This window comes from Psychrobacter sp. SC65A.3 (assembly GCF_025642195.1).
GTDB lineage: Bacteria > Pseudomonadota > Gammaproteobacteria > Pseudomonadales > Moraxellaceae > Psychrobacter > Psychrobacter cryohalolentis.
The window spans coordinates 1,434,247-1,455,507 of sequence record NZ_CP106752.1 but is presented as its reverse complement, the minus strand read 5'-3'; the positions used below and the strand labels follow the sequence as shown (position 1 = coordinate 1,455,507).

Sequence of the window (21,261 nt, the reverse complement as noted above, 5' to 3'; positions counted from 1 at the left end):
TCGAGGTTTAACTAGCGTTACATTCTTTGTTAAATCGGTTAGTATTTAAATGGGTTGCCAACCAAAGATTCACCATATCATATACTGACTGATGACGTCTGCTAACTATAAAGTTCAGCCGTATTAATGGATGATGATATGACAAAATTTCTATCAACTGCTTAATTGCGTATGGTCAGGTGCTCTGAGTCACCCGCCGAAGACTAATTTAACATATTTTTTATATTCTAAATTAAAAAGCTTGAACTTATAAGGCTACCCATTACTTGTCTAAGGAGAGATAAGATGAATAGTGCAATCGTGCTATTGTTTGCTGTTGCCGCTATGCTTTGCGGTTATCTGTTTTACTCAAAATTTATCGCCACTAAAATTTTGGCATTGGATAATAGTATCCCCACGCCAGCGCATGCCATGAAGGATGGGGTAGATTATATTCCCACTAATAAATATGTGTTGTGGGGACACCATTTTACTTCAGTCGCAGGGGCAGCACCGATTATTGGTCCTGCCATTGCGGTTATTTGGGGCTGGGTACCTGCTATCATTTGGGTGGTATTAGGTACTATTTTTATGGCAGGTGTCCACGACATGTCTGCCATTTGGGCAAGTATGCGCAATCGAGGTCAATCGATTGGCTCGATTGCCGGTACGGTCATGGGTACACGTGTACGCAGCTTGATGATGATCGTTATCTTCTTATTATTACTCATGGTAAATGCGGTATTCGGCGTCGCTATTGCTAATATGATGATAAAAACCCCATCCGCTGTACTGCCAGTTTGGGGTGCTTTGATAGTCGCCTTTATCATCGGTCAGTGCATTTATCGCTATAAGATGAATCTGGTTTGGGTATCAATCATTGGGGTCACGGCTTTATATGGGCTTATCTATCTTGGTCCTATGTTCCCCATTGTGTTACCTGAGACATTCTTAGGCTTACCTGACAATGCTGTTTGGATTATTATTTTGTTTGTCTATGCGGCAATCGCGTCTTTGTTACCAGTCTGGATGCTGTTGCAGCCGCGTGATTACATCAATGGCTTGCAGTTATTTGTCGGTCTGATTTTATTATATGCCGCCATCTTTATTGCGACTCCTAATATTGTCGCGCCAGCGATCAACACAGCATTGCCAATCGGCACACCATCTATGTTGCCTTTATTATTTGTGACCATTGCTTGTGGTGCAATCTCGGGCTTTCATGGTTTGGTAGCGACGGGTACGACGTCTAAGCAAATTGATAAAGAAGAAGATGTACGATTTGTTGGTTACTTCGGTGCCATGGGTGAGGGTATGCTAGCACTTGGCGCGATACTCGCGGCAACAGCAGGCTTTGCAACCCTTGGCGACTGGCAAGCCGTTTATCAAAAATTTGGCGACGGCTCTATTGGTGCCTTTATTGATGGCGGTGCGACTATCTTGAATGCTGGCGTCGGCATTGATATGGTTTTATCGCAGACGATGCTAACGGTAATGGCAGCCTTGTTCGCTGGTACCACGATGGATACTGGAGTACGTTTGCAACGTTATATCTTCCAAGAATTTGGTGAGATTTATAAACTACCTGTTCTAAATAAAAGTGTGGTGGCAACATTGCTTGCCGTTGGTAGCTGTCTATTATTAGCCTTTGGTGCTGGTGGCATCGATGGTGCTGGCGGTATGATTATTTGGCCGTTATTTGGCACCACAAATCAGCTCATGGCAGCCTTAACCTTAATGATTGTAACCGTTATCTTATTACGTAAAGGCAGACCAGTATGGTATACCTTAGGGCCATTGTCGTTCTTACTGGTCATGACGGTATTTGCGTTATTGATTCAGCTAAAAACCTTTTTCAATGACGGTAATTGGCTGCTTATTATTATGGATATCATTATCTTGATAGCCACAATCTTAGTAACGTTTGAGAGTCTATCAGTACTGCGTAAAGAATGGTCGATACACAGAGGCAAAAGCAACCTCTAAGCCATGTTGAATGCCTAGTTAAATACTTACTGAATTACGATAAAAACGCTAGCAGCAATTGCTGGCGTTTTTTGTCTCATATAGGCATGATAGATAATAAGCATAGGAAAAATAAGAGTCTTCATGGAAACGACAAATATGACAAAACCTATAAAAAATATTGAGCCATGGTGGCAACGGTTTGCGGCTGGGTTAAATGAGTTTTATCATGCGCCGTATCGCCAGACGATGGCACGCGCCGCGCGTGATGAGGAAGATTTTTTTATGCTACTCATGTTTGCGGAAAGCTTAGGTATCGATAATCCGGCAAGCTTTTATACGCTAGAATTGCAGCCTTTGTTTTTAGAAAACTTCCATGAATGGCATACACGCATGGGCATGGATAGATGCCCTTTTGACCATGTTGGTTGCTGCTAGTTTCCTTTGAATTAATTAAAACGAGATAAAAGTATGGCATTACATCCATTGCCTGCATTGCTAGAGCAATTAATGACACAGCCGATTATATTTATCGGTGGCAAAGGCGGAGTGGGTAAAACCACCACTGCCGCTGCACTTGCCAGCTATTATGCCAATCAAGGTAAAAAGACGCTGATTGTTTCGACTGATCCGGCACATAGCTTGGGCGATGTGTTAAACGTCCCGCTCAAAAACAAAAAAACAGCAGTAACTTCTTATCTAGATGCTATTGAACTAAACCCTGATATCATCGTCGATGAGCATTTTTCCCAAGTTGAACGCACCATTACTTCCTATGCAAACCCAGACATGATGCCAAAAATTCGCGAGCATCTACGGCTATCAAAATCAGCACCTGGCGCACAAGAAGCCGCCATGCTCGAATCCATGTGTCAGCACTTGGTTGCAGCAGCAGATGCCGGCTATGAGCACGTTATTTTTGATACGGCACCGACGGGACATACACTGCGTTTATTAGTGCTGCCTGAGATGATGGGGGCATGGACGGATGGATTGCTAGCGCAGCAGCGACGGCAGGCAAAACTGCGCTCGGTGGCAAATCATTTAGGCAGTCACAATCAAAAGAGCAATCAAAAAGACGTCGATAATGATGTGCCAAATCCATTTGCTGCAAAAAAATCTGACCGCTGGGAGCAAGCGGTATCCATACTGGAAAAACGCAAACAGCTGTTTCGTCGGGCAGGGTTGCTGCTTCATGACCGTACACAAACTGCCATTGTATTAGTGATGACGGCTGATGTATTGCCATTGGCTGAAACCAAGCGAGCGATAGAGCAGTTAGAAGACAGTAAGCTTATGCCAGCCGCAATCGTTATCAATCAGTTGATAGATCCGACCCAGTCCGAGACGTTTTGGCAGCGTCGTGCTGAGCGCCAACAGCAATTAATGCAGGATATTGAGCAAAGTTTTCCCAATTATCCGCTATACCCAATATATCTGCAGCAAACCGACGTACGCGGTACTGATGCCTTAAGTGCATTAGTAAGCCCAGCATCATAAAGCCCGTCAGTAAGAGATATTATCTTTAACATGTTTATGCATTATGGCTGACCCTGATACGACGACAGCTTACTTGCCAGCGACCATGCCATATCTGCGCGTAATAACTGCGCCTGCTCAGACTTGCCACTACTGAGTGATGACCACTGCGGTTTGCCACGAGCTTTTTTCAGCTCACTGGGCAGTTTGTGCGTTGCCCATGGCGTTATAGCATTATTATTCCCAGCGTCAGTATCACCAATTGATGCCTCACCCTTATATATCAGCTGCGTAGCATCTGTTGCTGCATGCCCACGGTGACGTAGCGCAGTGAGCAAATCTATCGCTCGAGTGGCTAGGAGGGTCAATGTTGCAGGGTCGATATATAACCGCTTAACCCCTGATATTTTATCGGCGATACTGCCAGTATTGGATAGCAATCCACCTGCGATGCCACCGATGGCAGCACCCAATCCCAAGGTTGTACCAAGAGCCGCCGCATCAATACCCAATCCTAGTAACGCGCCTGCAGCCGCGCCTGATGTGGTGCGAATGCCATAACTTTTGAGAAGCTCGGGGTCGAACGGGTCTTGCTGATAGGCCTGTAGCTCAAGTGGCGTTGCCGCTACATCATTGTCATAAAATTTATATAAACTCAGCAAATTATGCTGCATTGCGCGTTCGCTCTGTCTAACCGCTTCTTGCATTTGCTGTAATACTGGCATGGGATCATCATCTTCGCCAATTTCACGGACAAATGCTGCGACGTTTAACAAAAAATCTGCAATGATAATATTGGCTTCATCATATAACTGTGCCCAGTTTTCAGTGCGGCGCGCCATTAATTGCTCAAGCATCTCAGAGTGGGTAAGCATAGTCGCAAGATTCTGCCATAAACGCATCTCATCGTTAAATTCAAATGCCACTGAATCAAAGCGCGTCGAGATATGTAAGTTACGTCTTGCCAGCATAGTCTGCCAATCATCAATATTGGCATCCTGAGCATCAGTGAAATTAAATACCGGCATAACAGGAATCGCGGCCCAAGATAAAATAGCCAGCTCATCTCTATATTTACCAAGTACCGGCTCACGCGCATCGACGACATAGATGGCCATATCACTTGCTAACAGCTGACGAATCACTTTGGCTTCTTGGCTATAGTCCTCATTGCTACTTAGCGCATCACTACTTTGAGCAATATCAGCTGCCAAAAACTGTTGCAGGCGCTCAATACCATCACGGCGACTGGCGGTATTATCTTCAAGCCAATCCATCAGCCCTGATGCGTCCTCCAAACCTGGGGTGTCATATAGAGCCACCAACACTTCACCCGTTTGACTATCCGTCAGTTGGGCACGTTCTACATGGCGCGTGGTTGCGGCTTCATTTTTTACTTCACCGAAATAAACGTCACGTAATAGAGTACGTAATATAGAGGTCTTACCCGTATTGGTATGACCAACGACCGCAAGCTTTAATGCCTCACCACTAGCGATGGTTTTTTTAGCTTCCCTGTAGCTAGTTTCTGGTTCACTTGATGACTGTGGGGCTAATCCAGACGATGATGCTTGAGGATTGACCTCATACGCTTTATCAGCAAAAAGCCCTGCAGGCTTATCGGTTTTTTGCAGACTGTTCTGCGCATTATTTCCCTGATTATTATTGTCATTATTCATAATAGAATCTTATATTGATTGGTAGTATCCAAAAACATCATAGCTATTTATTGTAGAAAAAATTGTTCTATATTTCGGTATGAGTTCAATAATCCATCGTCTAAAAAAAGATTTTCAGTTATTAATCAAACCGATTTTTCGAGCAGATAGGGCAGTTTGCCATTGCTGATAACGAACATGTTGTTTTTCTAAATTCGAGTCTGAACCAGTATTTAAAACATCATTGCCCGTATTATGGTGCTCTGTCAGACTCAGGCTATTGTCCTCTAACAGTTGTACAATCAGTCCATGTTTGGCGTGATTGGCGATCTGATCAAGTTTACGCAATGTACCACGGTCAGGCAGCGCTTTAAAATGAATACCAAGTAATACCTGTACCGGATTTGCATCTAGGTAAGCCTTTAGCCGTGCCATATCTTCACGGTCATCAAGAATACCAAAATTCTCAATATCAGTCGTATCAGTAATGCCTGTATCGAAACCCGACTGCCACCATTGGTTTTGCTCCGCTGGATACTCTAATAGCGCAACCAGTTTTTTGCCAGCACTGACTTGGGCTTTTGGGGCGATAGGCGCGGGGGCTTCTTTAAAGTCATCAGCATCCACCACATGACGCTGCCAAAAGTTCAAAATCTTTTGATAATAGGGCAGCTTGATATCCAAACGCATCTTTTTACGACGGAACATCAAGGCACAAAATGCCCAAGCAATCGCGCGTGGGACAATCCCGTACATCAGTAAACTACCAACCAACAAGCCTGCCCATTGCCGTGCGACAGACAAAGGCATAGCATCAGTCACTAATCGGCTCTGTACGATAGCCGTACTGTCCGGAACATCGAATCCAACCATACTTGGTAACCAGCCAAGTACTTGCGTCAAAGTAATTAGCGCCTGATCTGACAGCAGCGTTGACTCCCAGCTAAAGCTGTATTGACGCACAATCAGCAGAAAGATAATCGCAAGCAGCATACCAGTCAGTGTGGCAAGCCATAACTGATGACTAAATCTGCCCAAATACCAACGCATACCGCTATGCTGCAATTGACGCTCGTACAGAGTGACTGCCGCTTGAGTCACATCATCTTTACCACGTATCAAATAACTGGGGCTGACAAAGCTGGCAAACCAGTTTGAAGACTGCTTGCCTTGATTGATAAGCGTCATGGCTAGCCAGCCCAGAAGCATAAGACTATGAAAACCCAATAAGCATACCAAGACGTAAAAGAAGTTCACTACATTGGTCTGTAGTAAGGTGAATAAGCCCAAAAATCCTGAGAGACACCAAATCACGCTCATGACCACCATGATGCCTTTGATGCGACCATCAATCTTACCAAGCACGCCTGCCAGCGCGCCATTGCTGTCTATTCGTGACGCTCGTCGATGCAGTTTTTGCAGTGGCGATCCTTCTTCATTTTGCAGCTTTTCAGTAATGAGTAGCGGGTCAGTGGCAAAGACATGCTGCTGCGTCTCAAGAGTACGTACCAGCTCAGTCAATTGGTCTTGGGGCGATAGCATGGTCTGATGTCCGTATAATCAATAGTGAAATGAAATATCAAAATGTGTTGAAAATTATAATCATAAAAGCGTATTTGATGATGCAATTATTACTTTATTTCTGAAGGTTATAGATGTCAATTTTAACGATATTTATGTTGCTAACAAAAAACCTGACCATATGGTCAATAATAACTGGCAGTTATTATAAATAAGCGGTATGCTAAAAACACATTAGAATCCTGATTTAAATGTTTTATCAAATATTCATCCCTATTCTAATGTCAAATTCAAATTATACACAGCGCTATTTGCCACTATAAACAAAAGTGGCGTTATAGCTGACCAATAATAAAGATTGATGAATAAAAGGGCGATACGCCTTTTTAGCAATGATAGGTAGAGTATTTGGTTTTATAACAATCTTGAGTCCCACTCTAGGAGTTGTCGAAGAACAAGCCTAGAACATATCAACAACAGAACACGAAGGACGGCTATTTAATATGGATATTAAATCTACTTCTCAATCGGCAGTTGCCCGCCCAGAAGATGAAAACTTGGGTATTGGTGCCAATATTGCTTATGGCTTTCAACACGTACTGACCATGTACGGTGGTATTATTGCGGTTCCATTAATTGTGGGACAGGCAGCTGGATTATTACCTTCTGAAATTGGCTTATTAATTGCCGCCTCATTATTTATCGGTGGTCTTGCGACTTTATTGCAAACGATTGGTGTGCCATTCTTTGGCTGTCAGTTGCCACTCGTACAAGGTGTATCGTTTGCCAGTGTAGCAACCGTGGTTGCGATTGTGACAACGGGGGGCGGACTACCTTCTGTATTTGGTGCTGTCATTGCCGCCTCTGCTTTGGGCTTTTTGATCACGCCTATTTTCTCCCAAATTATCAAATTCTTCCCGCCATTAGTGACTGGCACCGTCATTACTACTATTGGTTTGACCTTGATGCCAGTCGCTGCCCGCTGGGCAATGGGCGGTAACAGCAACTTACCTACTTTTGGTAGTATGACCAATATTGGTCTTGCTGGCTTCACGCTAGCGATGGTGTTATTACTAAGCAAGCTTGGTAATGCGGCGATCAGTCGCCTATCGATTCTATTAGCGATGGTCATTGGTACTTTTGCTGCTTGGGCATTAGGCTTGGTTGATTTCTCTGGTATTACGACAGGCTCTATTTTTGCTTTCCCATCACCGTTCCATTTTGGTATGCCGACCTTTGAGATTGCTGCAATTATCTCTATGTTTATCGTGGTATTGGTTATTTTGGTTGAAACGTCAGCAGATATTTTGGCGGTCGGCGATATCATTGAGACAGATATCGATTCAAAACGTTTGGGTAATGGACTACGAGCTGATATGGCAGCCAGTATGATTGCCCCTATATTTGGCTCATTTACTCAAAGTGCTTTCGCACAAAACGTAGGTCTAGTTGCCGTAACTGGTGTTAAAAGCCGTTTTGTAGTCGCTTATGCCGGTATTATCTTGGTTATTTTGGGCTTGATGCCGATTATGGGTCGTGTTATCGCTACCGTTCCTACCGCCGTACTTGGCGGCGCTGGTATCGTATTGTTTGGTACGGTTGCAGCCAGTGGTATTCGCACGCTTGCGCAGGTCAGCTACACCAATAATATGAATCTAATCATCGTTGCGACCTCCATCGGTTTTGGTATGCTACCGATTGCCGCGCCAGCGTTTTACGATCAATTTCCAGACTGGTTTGCAACGATTTTCCATTCAGGTATCAGTTCTGCTGCCATCATGGCCATTGCCCTAAACTTGTTGTTTAACCACTTAAAAGTAGGTAATTCAGACCAACAATCCGTATTTGTTGCTGGTACAGAAGACCGCTCGGTACGTCCTGTAGTGATGATTGATCTATATGAAGGTGATTATTTTACTGAAGGCAAATTGTTTGATTGCGACGGTAAAGAGATACCTATATCAAAAGAACCAGCGCATCACTAGAAGCTAAAATCAGAGGCTAGAAAAAGCTAGACAATTGAAAGCAAACGTATAAAAGGCTGCCTGTTATGGCAGCTTTTTTTGTATAACCTATATTATCAAAATAATAATACTGCAAAAATTCATCACATGATCAGCGTTCAAGATAAGTGACACACTCCCCCTATGGTAAATAGGTTTACATTGAATCAATATAGTAGAAGTAGTTTTAATATTGCGTTATAACCCCTATAAATACTCACAAGGATGAACGCCTTATGAATACTAAAAATTATTTTATCATTGGTGGTACAGGCGGTATCGGTAAAGCCATGGTTGAACAATTGGTCCACACTGCCGCCAATGAACACGCCAGCACCCTTACGAATAATGATATGCACACCAATACTGACATCCGTGTCTTTGCCACATACCATAAAAGCGTGCCTGATTTTGAAGCAGAAAATCTGTATTGGATAGCAATGGATATCTGTGACGAGCAAAGTATCAAACAAGCAGCTGATGCGATTAAGCAGCAAACCACACATATAGATTGGGTGATTAATTGTGCTGGACTACTGCATACCAAGACGCGTCAGCCAGAAAAATCACTACAACAGATTGAAAGTGAGTTTTTTTTACAGAATATGCAGGTTAATGCTTTGGCAAGCTTGCTCATTGCCAAGCACATCAAGCCGCTATTGGCGAAAGCTGAACGAAGCGCAGATAAGCCGGCGATTTTTGCGACGATATCGGCAAGGGTAGGTAGTATCAGTGACAATCAACTTGGCGGTTGGTACAGCTACCGTATGAGTAAGGCGGCACTGTCAACACCCAGCTATCAGCTCCGTTTCAGGGCAACGTAGCTGACGGGCAGTTATTTTCGCCAGTCTATAGTGCTGAATGCTTGCTTGAGGTACTCAGTAAGATGGGTGCTGCCCAATCAGGGAGTTTTGTGGATTGGGCAGGGGAATCTATACCGTGGTAGGTTTTAGAATGAGCCTTATTTCATTAGAAATTGACGAGTTAAGGCGATTAATAGGCGACAAATAAATCCATAAATTCGTTTACTGGTGTTTGCTCTAACCGCTGTTGGTCGCTACACAATGCAAAAATCTCTGTACAGCGACTGTCGATAAACCGCGTGGCAAGACTGGCACGGAACTTTGCCTCCAATATCGGCAAACCCTCAGTACGGCGGCGTTTATGACCGATAGGGTATTCAATCGCTACCTTATCGGTACTACTGCCATCTTTAAAGAATACCTGTATCGCATTGGCAATCGAGCGCTTGCTTGGATCATGATAGTCTTTTGAATAACCGGCATCTTCTTCAACGACCATCTTATGACGCAGACCATCAATCAAAATATGATGCTCGGCATGATAATCATCTTCATAGTTTTCAGCCATCAAATCACCGGTGAGTAAAGCCACTGCAACCATATACTGCAAACAATGATCGCGATCAGCAGGATTGGCCAGCATCCCTTCTTTTGAGATGATCCGAATAGCAGACTCATGAGTCGTTAAGATGATTTTTTCAATGTCTTCCATGCGGTCATCAATACGTGGATGCAAAATAACGGCCGCCTCACAAGCCGTTTGCGCATGGAACTCGGCAGGGAAGCTTATCTTAAATAAGACATTCTCCATCACATAGCTGCCAAACTCGCGCTGGAAGGTAAAGCACCGCTCGTTTTCAGGCTTAAGCGCCAAATCCTTATTAGTATGGCTAAACAGCACATCATAAAAGCCCCATTGCGGCGCTGTCAATGCAGAGGGTATGCCCATTTCACCGCGACGCGTGATATCGACCAAACGTACTGCGCGACTAGTGGCATCGCCTGCTGCCCAAGACTTACGGCTACCGGCATTGGGTGCATGACGATAGGTACGTAGTGCCTGACCATCTACGATAGCTTGAGAGATGGCAGCCATGATACGCTCATGTGGTAGTTTATAAAGTTTGGCAACAACAGCGGTCGATGCCAACTTCACTAAAAATACATGATCGAGACCCACACGATTAAAGGAGTTGTCTAATGCCAACACCCCTTGAATCTCATGCGCCATAATCATGGCTTCTAGCACTTCTTTCATAATAAGAGGTGCATGCCCCTGACTGACGTTTTGCTGGCTGATATAATCTGCTACTGCCAAAATCGCCCCTAAATTGTCAGAGGGGTGACCCCATTCAGCAGCGAGCCATGTATCATTATAATCAAGCCAGCGCACGATACAGCCAATGTCAAAGGCAGCTTTAATAGGGTCTAGGCGATAGGAGGTGCCGGGGACACGCGCGCCATTAGGAGTAATTTGATCGGCGCAATCAGGACCTAAATGCTTGGTACATTCAGGGAAACGTAATGCCAGTAGTCCGCAGCCAAGCGTATCCATCAGGCAGTAGCGAGCGGTATTCCAAGCATCAGTGTTATTGGGTGAGTCGTTATCTATAGAGTAATTGAGTACATAATCGGCGATTTTTTCAATCTCGCTATCATACTCCGGTCGTACATTGCTTTCCACAGTAGACATAATCGTTACCTCTTCCTTGAGTCAGATATATAAGTGACTTATCAATCCTATTACGAATCAATAAACCTGCTATCAAAAATAGCATACTCACAATCTAACCACAGTGAAGTAGTGTAAGACCTGCCTTGAGTGGAAAAATATTTAGACCATCAAATACAGTAAACCAATAATAAATAACACTGCTAATATCAATAGCAAAAAGCTAAGAATACTGCTTGTCGTACCTGAGCTTTCTCTTTTTACTTTGACCTTTTTAATAATAGGTAGCACCATAACGACATGCTCAATACCGTCTTCAAGATAATGCTCGCCTTCAGGGATAAACCCAAGAGATTGGTAAAAGTTTAGTAGATAAGTCTGGGCTGAGATGATGATAGGTTTTTTACCGTATTTTTTACGGCAATATTTGATAGCCTCTAGCATCATTTGACGGGCGACACCATCACCGCGATGTGCCGCCAACACCAGCACTCTACCAATCGATGGAATAGGACCTGACGGAGTAACGGCGGATTTTTTGGTATTAAAAACAGGCGGAATAATGCGGCAATAACCAATCAGCTGCTCGTTTTGGTGCGCGACCAGATGTAAGCAATCAAAATCGACCTCATCCATATCTTGATAAGGGCAATTTTGCTCAACCACAAACACTTGCGAGCGCGCTTTTAAAATATGATACAGATCAACGGAGGTTAATTCATCAAAGGTTTTTATCGAAATTTCACAAGTCATAATCACACAGCTTCTAACGATTTAAAGGATAATCAAAAATAGGATGCAGCAAAGAGTGAGCATTATAACGATTTCGTACCGCATTAACTATTCAAGGTTTGACTGATTTTGTCTAAGTTCAGGCTATCCGACATGGCGCTGAATATTTCAAAATACTTGCCACCTTTATGGTAGAGATACTCGTGGGTGCCGGTCTCGACCACGCGCCCGTCTTCTATCACTACCAAGTCATCAGCATCAATGATTTGAGCAATATTGTGCGACACCATAATCACAGTACGGTCTTTCTTAATAAGATCTAAGCTTTTTTTGACCTGTTGACTGGCAATAGCGTCTAGGCTGGCCGTTGGTTCATCCAAAAACACAATAGGCGGATCCTTTAAGAACATCCTTGCCAGCGCAATACGTTGCTGCTGTCCACCTGATAGGGATTTTGCGGTACTCTCATAGCCTTTGGATAACGACATGATTTGCTCATGAATAGAGGCTTTTTTTGCTGCAATCACAATATCATCGTCACTAGCACTCATATCACCATAACGGATATTTTCGCCAATCGTACCCGAAAATATATGATTGCTTTGTAGTACCAACCCGATATTTTGACGCAACTCATGAGTATCACAGTCGGCTAAATTATGCCCATCTAAACATATTGTGCCGATGTCTGGCGCGTAAAACTTTACCAATAGGCTAATAATCGTACTCTTGCCAGCACCGGAGAGGCCCACCAGTGCAGTAATACGATTGGGTTTGATGGTAAAGCTGACATCTTTTAGCGCTTGTGTGCCATTGGGATAAGTAAAATAAACGTTTTTAAGTTCGATGAGACCTTTTAAATCTTTACTGCTTCTGCCAGTGATGTTCTCAACTTGGCTTTCATCTTCTAAAATCTCAAAAAATCCTTCGGCATAGGTCAGCGCATTGTTGATTTGGTCATAAATACGATGTAATTGACGGATAGGAGCGGCGACGTTTTGGAATAGCATGACGTGGAATAAAATCATGCCGATGGTCATTTGGCCTTTTAATACAAAGTAGGCGGTCAGTAAAATAATCACCACCACGCCTATTTGCTCAATAAAGGTTTTTACCGCGTCATAAATAAAACCAATGCTACGAATACGCAGCTGATTATCGGTCATGTCTTTTTGAATCTGTAAATGCTTCTCCGCCTCGATAGACTCGCGGACAAACGATTTTACGACACTGATAGAATTAATCAAAGAGATAACCATCCCACTTTTGGCTTCTCTAAAGCCACGCATCTGCCGGCGAAAACCTTGCAACCGTCTCGCTTGTTTTTGACTAATAAAAAAGTAAATCGGGATGATAATCAGACCAACCAAGCCTATCCAAAAATTGGTCGAAAACATGATAATGAGTGAGACGATCGCACTGGCAAACAGTGGGAGCATATCGATAAAGAAGTTTTGCACCAAGCTTGTAAGACTACTAACGCCATAATCAATACGGGTTTGCAATTTTCCGCTGTCGTTTTCACTACTGGTATAAAATGCCATCCGATAGGTGAGGATGCGCTCAATGATTTTTTGCGACAAATCACGTGAGAGATTGATACGAATTTTTTCACCAAAGAAGCGCTGTCCAAAAGAGATGAATATCGACAATATCTCTTTGGTTAAGAGTACCGCACTGATAATGGTCAGCATGCGCACGCCAGCTTCCCATGGCTCGGCAAGGGTAGCGATTTCGGTCAAGGTATCAACGGCATAGCGCAACACAAAGGCATTAACTTGCGCGGTAAAGGAGCCAAGCACCGTTAAGATTAGCGTTGCGATAATCAGTGTTTTGTAAGGTGCGGCAAATACGGCAAGCTTTTTTAGAATATCCCACAGCAACGCCCGCCGCTCTTTTTTTTCGACCGGCGGCTTTTTATCTAACTGCACATGGCGTGACTGGGGACGAGTTGGCATAAAAACCTATTTAAAGTTTAAAAGGCATCCGCTGGTACAAAAACGTCACCTATCATGATACGACGTGCTGAGCGACTCATCGAGACTTTTTTGGCTTGCCAGCGTCCATCGATCAGTTCGGTTTTTCCGCCGACGAGCAATGTGCCAGAGGGGTGACCAAAACGAACTTCATTAAGCTCGCCACCGCCAGCAACCTCGTTAACAAGAGTGCCTTGCGTCGTCGCTGCTGCCGCAATGGCAACCGCTGCTGTACCCATCATCGCATGATGCAACTGCCCCATGCTCATCGCCCGTACGACTAAGTCAATATCTTTAGCATTAACGGCTTTGCCACTTGATGCGCTATAACTTTGCGCAGGAGCTACCCAAGCGATTTTTGGAATATGCTGACTAGCTTGAGCCTCACTGACTTCTTTGAATAAACCCATTGCCACACCGCCTTTGGCACGGATTTTTTCAAGCTTGGCAAGCGGTTCGCTATCACTGTTGATATCACCCTGTAGCTCAGTACCCGTAAAACCTAAATCTTCTGCCTTTATAAAGATAGTCGGGATACCAGCGCTAATAAAGGTGGCTTTGACACTATCGATGTTTAGACCACAGCCAGAGACATCAAAGTCATCGATTAGATTGTTTGTCGGGAACATGTCACTAGATGAATCAACCGGATCGATGAACTCAATTTTGACTTCAGCGGCTGGGAAGGTCACACCGTCTAATTCAAAGTCACCGGTTTCTTGCACTTGTACCTTGCCTTGCTCATCTTGATACACAGGCACGTGGGCGATAATAGTTTTACCGATATTCTCTTGCCAAATACGCACTTCACAAATACCGCTTTCAGCATTTTTATCGATGCTGCTAGCAATTTTGTCGGCATCGACCAGACCCATATTAATAGCACAGGCACCAACCGCTGCTGTTAAGTTGCCACAGTTACCCGCCCAGTCAATCATAGGCTTGGCAATATTAACTTGTCCAAACAAATAATTGACATCGTGGTCTGCTTTATCAGATTCAGACAATATTACTGTCTTAGAGGTGCTAGAGCTGCCATTACCTAATCCATCGATTTGCTTACCATAAGGGTCAGGGCTACCAATGACACGTAGCAAAAACTTATCACGTGATTCACTAGCGACTTGGCAGCGCTCAGGTAGGTCAGATAATTTAAAGAAAGTACCTTTTGAAGTGCCGCCACGCATATAGGTGGCTGGGACGGATAATTGGGGGGCGAAAGAGGGTTTTGATTTAGAATTGGTTTCGGCCACTGTATTAAGTCCTTTTTCTATTGTTATAAGATTGGGTATGGTGCCATCAGCAAGTAAACACGAACGACTAAGAGCGCTCGTTAATAATGATAGCGACAAGAGATAATAGTCAGATAGTTATCATCGACGGCATATACCAACCGATTGGCATCATCGATGCGTCTTGACCAAAATCCGGATAGATTTTCTTTTAGGGGTTCAGGCTTACCAATGCCTTCAAACGGATTACGCTTACATTCGGTGATGAGTTTGTTAATACGTTTGAGTGTTTTTTTGTCTTGTGTTTGCAAGTACAGATAGTCTTTCCACGCAACATCTGTCCATGCTAGTTGCTCACTCATTATTAGACCCTTTGCATTGATTAAAGCCTTTGAGTTCAAGCATTTTCAATGTCGCTATCCGTATGCTCATTGTTATCGCTGCTACCATTACTTTTATCACTGCCTTCTGCCGTATCAATTAGCTCACGCGTAACAGTCTTGCCAGCTTTATATTGGGCAATAGATTCCGCTAAGTGCGCCGCATTGGCAGGAGATTTTAATAGATAGACGGTTTCCATCAGGCTATTGTAATAATCAAGCGACATTACAACCGCATCATCAGCGTCACGACGGGTCACGATAGTGGCGTTGGCATCATCGTTTACCGTATCTAGAACGGACTTTAAGTGCTTTCTGGCTTCTGAAAAACTAATGACTCTCACAACATACTCCATAACTTGTACAATATATAGTACATATTACGCCATTAATTAAGTAAACTCAATATTTAGCTACTATCTAATACTTAGGTATAAGTAAGAAGGCTCAGTGTGTAGAATGCAAAAGCAAATAAAAGCCGATGTCATATAAGGTTATACAACATCGGCTCTTTGATTATTTCACACTCATGACACTTACGCGATATCTAACGTGCCATCGATAAACTCTTTGGCAAAGCGCTGTAGCATGCCGCCTGCGTTATACATTTTAACCTCATCAGCGGTATCTAAACGGCAAATGATAGGGGTTTTAGTCGTGCTGCCATCAGCACGGTTAATCACCAGCGTCATCATGCCGCCAGCAGAAACTTCGCCCGTGACATCAAAGACTTCTGTGCCGTCTATATTTAGTGTGTTACGAGTCGTACCTTTTTCAAACTGCAAAGGTAGTGCGCCCATACCAACCAAGTTTTGACGATGAATACGTTCGAAATCTTCAGCGACCACCACCTCAACTCCTGCTAAACGCACACCTTTGGCAGCCCAATCACGGCTTGATCCTTGACCATAGCCGTCACCTGCGATAATGATTAGCGGCTGCTCGCGGTTCATATAGGTTTCGATTGCTTCCCACATGCGCATAACTTGACCTTGTGGTTCAACCCTAGCAAGCGAACCTTGTATTACTTCACCTTGCTCATCACGTACCATTTCATTCAATAGCTTTGGATTGGCAAAGGTTGCACGCTGAGCCGTTAAATGGTCGCCGCGATGGGTGGCATAAGAGTTATAGTCCTCGCTTGGCAGACCCATGGTATCAAGGTACTCGCCAGCTGCTGAGTCGCCCAAAATCGCATTAGAGGGTGATAAATGGTCGGTAGTGATATTGTCACCTAATACCGCTAATGGACGCATACCTTTTAGCTTATTCATCGCTGCCATTTTGCCTTCCCAATAGGGTGGACGACGAATATAAGTGGTCTGCTCGCGCCAGTTATAAAGTGGACTGAGCGCTTTACCCGTATCTTTTTTGGCTTCATCAAACATCGGGATATAAACAGCATTAAACTGCTCAGGCTTCACGGCTTTGGCAACGATGGCATCGACTTCGTCATCATCAAACCAGATGTCTTTTAGATAAACATCATTGCCATCCGTGTCTTTGCCCAATGAATCTTTTTCAATATCAAAACGGATATTACCGGCGATAGCATAAGCGATGACCAGTGGCGGTGACGCTAAGAACGCTTGCTTGGCATACGGGTGGATACGACCATCAAAGTTACGGTTGCCCGATAATACCGCAGTGGTGAACAGATCGTTATCGATGATTTCTTGTTCGATATCAGGATCAAGCGCGCCACTCATACCATTACAAGTGGTACAAGCAAAGCCAACCACGTCAAAGCCGATTTCTTGTAGCTCAGGCATCAGACCCGCTTCTTCTAGGTACATTTTTACCGTTTTTGAGCCGGGTGCTAAAGATGATTTCACCCAAGGCTTACGCAATAAGCCTTTTGCATTGGCATTACGGGCGACAAGACCAGCAGCAACCATATTGCGCGGGTTAGACGTATTGGTACAGCTGGTAATCGCGGCGATAATCACGGCACCATCTGGCATCAAACCATCTTTTGGTTCAGGTAATTTATCACCCTCACCGTGAGCAATTCCTTTCGCAACCAAGTCTGTGGTTGATACGCGCGCATGCGGACGTGAAGGGCCTGCCATATTACGTACCACAGCGGATAAATCAAACTCAAGCACACGCGCGTATTCGGCTTTTTCCATACCATCAGCCCATAAACCGGTTTGCTTGGCATATTGCTCAACCAGTTTAATTTGATCTTCGCTACGACCGGTTAATCGTAAATAATCGATGGTTTGCTCATCAATATAGAACATCGCTGCGGTGGCGCCATATTCTGGGGTCATGTTTGAGATAGATGCACGGTCACCAACGCTTAATTGGCGCGCACCTTCACCGAAGAATTCAATATAAGTAGACACCACGCCTGCATCACGTAAGAACTCGGTCATCGCCAATACCAAATCGGTACCAGTAATGCCTTTTTGCAATTTGCCGGTTAATTTAACACCAACGTAATCTGGGAGGCGCATATACGATGGATTACCTAGCATGACGCTTTCCGCTTCAAGCCCGCCCACACCGATTGAAATCACACCCAATGCATCAACCATCGGGGTATGGCTATCAGTACCAACCAAAGTATCGGCAAATGCGACTTGTTCACCGGCTTTATTTTGTACCACTTGTACAACCGGCGACATTTTTTCTAAGTTAATTTGGTGCATGATGCCGTTACCGGGCGGTACGACGTTGACGTTATCAAAGGCATACTGACACCAGTTGATAAAGTGGAAACGGTCATCGTTACGGCGCTCTTCGATAGCGCGGTTTTTCTCAAAAGCGTTCTCTTCAAAACCTGCATGCTCAACGGCTAGTGAATGGTCAACAATCAATTGTGTTGGAACGATAGGATTCACTTTTGATGGGTCACCGCCTTGCTCAGCGATGGCGTCACGTAGACCAGCCAAATCAACAAACGCAGTCTGACCTAGGATATCATGACAAACGACGCGAGCAGGGTACCAAGGAAAATCTAAATCTTGCTTGCCTTCGATATGTTGCTTGAGCGCTGCGGTTAAATCTTCTGGTGGGCAGCGGCGTACCAAGTTTTCACACAGTACTTTTGAGCAGAACGGTAGCTTGTCATACGCGCCCGCTTCGATGTTTTCGATTGCTTCACGGGTATCAAAGTAATACAAATCTGTGTCAGGTAATGGCTTTTTAAAGGGTTCATTCATCGGTTGTACAAGGGCGTTGTCCATAAGTCACCTTTAGCTGTTGGCTGGTTTAAATTCAAAAAATAGTCATTCTTTTAGCAAAATCATCAGTGAAATGAGACGTTAGAAAAGGGCTTTGCTAAAAAAATATGCTTAAAAAGACAGTGAGGTTATTAAGAAAAGGTTTAACTGCTAAATTGTTGTATATGTCTAGCAGTTAAGCCGGCTATCTCGCATAAGTATTTATGCGAGATAGTAAATACATATGGATTAACGCGCGCTCATCTCTGGTACTGGGCGCAGCTCTTCGCCAGTATATTCAGCACTTGGGCGAATGATACGGTTGTTCGCACGTTGCTCAAACACGTGTGCTGCCCAGCCTGTTAAACGTGAGCAAACAAAGATTGGCGTAAACAGCTTGGTTGGAATACCCATAAAGTGATAGGCAGACGCATGGAAGAAATCGGCGTTACAGAAGAGTTTTTTCTCGCGCCACATGACTTCTTCACAGCGTACTGATACTGGGTATAGCACTTCATCACCAACATCTGCTGCCAGTTTTTCAGCCCAACCTTTAATCACGACATTACGTGGATCTGATTCGCTATAGATAGCATGACCAAAGCCCATAATCTTATCTTTACGCGCTAGCATTGCCATCATCTCAGACTCTGCTTGATCAGGAGAGGTAAATCCTTCAATCATATCCATCGCCGCTTCGTTGGCGCCGCCATGTAAATGACCACGTAATGAGCCAATCGCGCCAGTGATACAAGAATGGATATCAGATAGGGTAGAGGCACACACGCGCGCGGTAAAGGTAGAGGCGTTAAACTCATGCTCAGCATAAAGAATCAGTGATACGTTCATTACCTTGGTATGCAGCTCGTTTGGTTTTTCACCTTTAAGCAGATGTAAGAAATGACCGCCAATCGTATCATCGTCGGTTTCAGTTTCGATACGCACATTGTCGTGGGTAAAGCGATACCAGTAATTGATGATTGATGGGAAAACCGCCAGCATACGGTCGGTTTTATCGTTCTCTTGTGAGAAGTCAGTTTCCATCTCAAGGTTACCAAGCATCGAGCAACCGGTACGTAATACGTCCATCGGATGGGCATCTGCAGGAATACGCTCAAGCACATCTTTTAATGCTTGTGGTAAGCCACGTAAACCTTTCAATTTAGTTTGATAAGCATCAAGCTCACTTTGGGTAGGTAAGTTGCCGTATAGCAACATATAAGCGACTTCTTCAAAGATGCACTTGTCTGCCAATTCTGAGACATCATAACCACGATAAGTCAGACCTGAGCCTGATTTACCAACGGTAGATAGGGCTGTTTTACCAGCTACTTGACCACGTAAACCTGCGCCTGAAAGTTCTTTCTGTGCTGCCATGATAAATTCCTTTTGTTGGTAGCTTGTGTTGGATGAAAGATAAAGGTACTGCAAATATTAGATAATGCGCTGGCATGTTCATTGATAGAAAAACCAACGCTTTTAACCGCTAAAACTACTTATTATCTGCAAATAACTTGTCTAGCGTTTGTTCAAACTCATGATAGTTTAAGAAGTCATACAGCTCCATACGGGTTTGCATGGTGTCGACAACTTTTTCTTGTGTGCCATCATTAAGCAGATGCTGATAAACATTTAATGCCGCTTTGTTCATCGCACGGAAGGCTGACAACGGATAAAGCACCATATCGACACCCACCGCGTATAACTGCTCGGTGGTATATAGATCGGTCTGACCAAACTCAGTCATATTAGCTAGGACTGGAATATCAAGCACGTCGGTAAACTTACGGTACATCTCAATATCCGTTAGTGCTTCGGCAAAAATCATATCAGCACCAGCTTCTTGAAAAGCAACCGCGCGCTCAACCGCTGCATCAAGACCTTCGACAGATAGGGCGTCGGTACGTGCCATCACCACAAAATCTTTGTCCGTCTTGGCATCAAGTGCCGCTTTTAGGCGATCAACCATTTCTGAGATACTAACGATTTCTTTATTTGGACGATGACCACAACGCTTTTGCGCCACTTGATCTTCGATATGAACCGCAGCCACACCGGCTTTTTCCATTTTACGAATGGTTTGAGCAATATTAAATGCACCACCAAAACCGGTGTCAATATCAACCAATAATGGTGTATCAACTGCATCGGTAATACGGCGCGCATCTTCTAAGACGTTATCAAGGCTAGTCATACCCAAATCTGGCAAGCCAAATGAGGCATTGGCCACGCCAGCACCAGAGAGATACAAGGCTTGATGACCAACTTGAGTTGCCATCATTGCTGTATAAGCGTTAATCGCGCCAGCAATCTGTAGCGGTTGATTATTATCATTTTTTTGTTTCATTGCACTGCGAAAGCGAGCGCCAGCTGATAGGGTCATGTCGTGGTCCTTACGTGGAGGGAAGATCTTGTCGTTATCATTCGCGATTCAATCGTTGTGCTTGATTATAACCAATTATTCAGGACTACAAAGCGGGATTTTCATTCAACTGTTAATATAAATTAAATTAATAAATTAAATATATTGATACTATTTATTTTATGGATAATGCTATCCATTAATTAGAGGTTTATATCCATTAGTATTCATAACGTATCAAACGCTGCATTTCTTCTTATTAGATATTTACATCTGGTTACAATTATATCTATAAGCGTTTTATCGTTGTCTACAAAAAAGCCCTCTTA

General features: G+C 43.9%; 15 protein-coding genes and 1 pseudogene. 5 read left to right on the top strand and 11 right to left on the bottom strand.

Annotated elements, in window-relative coordinates; translation table 11 throughout:
* The first annotated feature begins 285 nt into the window (after positions 1–285).
* The 3 genes from OEG80_RS06225 (at position 286) to OEG80_RS06215 (ending at position 3,444) form a co-directional block, all read left to right on the top strand.
* The gene (locus OEG80_RS06225) at positions 286–1,965 is read left to right on the top strand and encodes a carbon starvation CstA family protein (protein WP_181210439.1); all 1,680 of its coding nucleotides are present in this window, start codon (positions 286–288) and stop codon (positions 1,963–1,965) included.
* 123 nt (positions 1,966–2,088) lie between these two features.
* Entirely contained in the window at positions 2,089–2,382 is a 294-nt protein-coding gene (locus OEG80_RS06220; RefSeq protein WP_263242384.1) for a cory-CC-star protein, read from the top strand.
* A 33-nt stretch (positions 2,383–2,415) separates the two neighbouring features.
* Positions 2,416–3,444 carry an ArsA family ATPase gene (locus OEG80_RS06215; RefSeq protein WP_263242383.1) on the top strand — a complete coding sequence of 343 codons (1,029 nt, stop codon included), beginning with the start codon at positions 2,416–2,418 and terminating at the stop codon, positions 3,442–3,444.
* 41 nt (positions 3,445–3,485) lie between these two features.
* Here OEG80_RS06215 and OEG80_RS06210 read toward each other — a convergent pair whose 3' ends face one another.
* Together OEG80_RS06210 and OEG80_RS06205 are read right to left on the bottom strand one after the other, a co-directional pair.
* On the bottom strand, positions 3,486–5,102 hold the full coding sequence (locus OEG80_RS06210; protein WP_263242381.1) for a DUF3482 domain-containing protein: 1,617 nt from the start codon (positions 5,100–5,102) through the stop codon (positions 3,486–3,488).
* Between the two features lie 114 nt (positions 5,103–5,216).
* Positions 5,217–6,623: a DUF2868 domain-containing protein gene (locus OEG80_RS06205; RefSeq protein WP_263242379.1), complete on the bottom strand. Its 1,407-nt coding sequence runs from the start codon at positions 6,621–6,623 to the stop codon at positions 5,217–5,219.
* Positions 6,624–7,105: 482 nt separating this feature from the next.
* On the opposite strand from OEG80_RS06205, the gene OEG80_RS06200 reads away from it, so the two are divergent.
* Together OEG80_RS06200 and OEG80_RS06195 are read left to right on the top strand one after the other, a co-directional pair.
* Positions 7,106–8,587, top strand: coding sequence for a nucleobase:cation symporter-2 family protein (locus tag OEG80_RS06200; RefSeq protein ID WP_263242378.1), 1,482 nt, complete (start codon positions 7,106–7,108; stop codon positions 8,585–8,587).
* 254 nt (positions 8,588–8,841) lie between these two features.
* Positions 8,842–9,429, top strand: a complete 588-nt coding sequence (locus tag OEG80_RS06195) for an SDR family NAD(P)-dependent oxidoreductase (protein ID WP_263242376.1) — start codon at positions 8,842–8,844, stop codon at positions 9,427–9,429.
* 169 nt (positions 9,430–9,598) lie between these two features.
* Here the strand turns inward: OEG80_RS06195 and OEG80_RS06190 are convergent, their stop codons facing one another.
* The 9 genes and pseudogenes from OEG80_RS06190 to prpB all read right to left on the bottom strand — a co-directional run bounded on the left by OEG80_RS06190 (position 9,599) and on the right by prpB (position 20,953).
* Complete coding sequence (locus OEG80_RS06190; RefSeq protein ID WP_263242375.1) at positions 9,599–11,101, bottom strand: bifunctional 2-methylcitrate dehydratase/aconitate hydratase; 1,503 nt, start codon at positions 11,099–11,101, stop codon at positions 9,599–9,601.
* 141 nt (positions 11,102–11,242) lie between these two features.
* Complete coding sequence (locus OEG80_RS06185) at positions 11,243–11,833, bottom strand: GNAT family N-acetyltransferase (RefSeq protein ID WP_263242373.1); 591 nt, start codon at positions 11,831–11,833, stop codon at positions 11,243–11,245.
* 83 nt (positions 11,834–11,916) lie between these two features.
* A complete protein-coding gene (locus tag OEG80_RS06180; protein WP_263242372.1) occupies positions 11,917–13,770 on the bottom strand; it encodes an ABC transporter ATP-binding protein in 1,854 nt (617 codons plus the stop codon).
* A 17-nt stretch (positions 13,771–13,787) separates the two neighbouring features.
* On the bottom strand, positions 13,788–15,041 hold the full coding sequence (gene prpF / locus OEG80_RS06175) for a 2-methylaconitate cis-trans isomerase PrpF (protein ID WP_263242371.1): 1,254 nt from the start codon (positions 15,039–15,041) through the stop codon (positions 13,788–13,790).
* A gap of 80 nt (positions 15,042–15,121) precedes the next feature.
* Positions 15,122–15,382 carry a Txe/YoeB family addiction module toxin gene (locus OEG80_RS06170; RefSeq protein ID WP_263242369.1) on the bottom strand — a complete coding sequence of 87 codons (261 nt, stop codon included), beginning with the start codon at positions 15,380–15,382 and terminating at the stop codon, positions 15,122–15,124.
* Between the two features lie 104 nt (positions 15,383–15,486).
* Positions 15,487–15,744 (bottom strand): annotated as a pseudogene (locus OEG80_RS06165) (type II toxin-antitoxin system Phd/YefM family antitoxin); the annotation flags it as partial.
* Between the two features lie 192 nt (positions 15,745–15,936).
* Complete coding sequence (gene acnD, locus OEG80_RS06160; RefSeq protein WP_263242367.1) at positions 15,937–18,594, bottom strand: Fe/S-dependent 2-methylisocitrate dehydratase AcnD; 2,658 nt, start codon at positions 18,592–18,594, stop codon at positions 15,937–15,939.
* Between the two features lie 225 nt (positions 18,595–18,819).
* Entirely contained in the window at positions 18,820–19,947 is a 1,128-nt protein-coding gene (gene prpC / locus OEG80_RS06155) for a bifunctional 2-methylcitrate synthase/citrate synthase (RefSeq protein ID WP_011513643.1), read from the bottom strand.
* A 115-nt stretch (positions 19,948–20,062) separates the two neighbouring features.
* The gene (prpB, locus tag OEG80_RS06150) at positions 20,063–20,953 is read right to left on the bottom strand and encodes a methylisocitrate lyase (protein ID WP_020443510.1); all 891 of its coding nucleotides are present in this window, start codon (positions 20,951–20,953) and stop codon (positions 20,063–20,065) included.
* Positions 20,954–21,261: the final 308 nt, after the last annotated feature.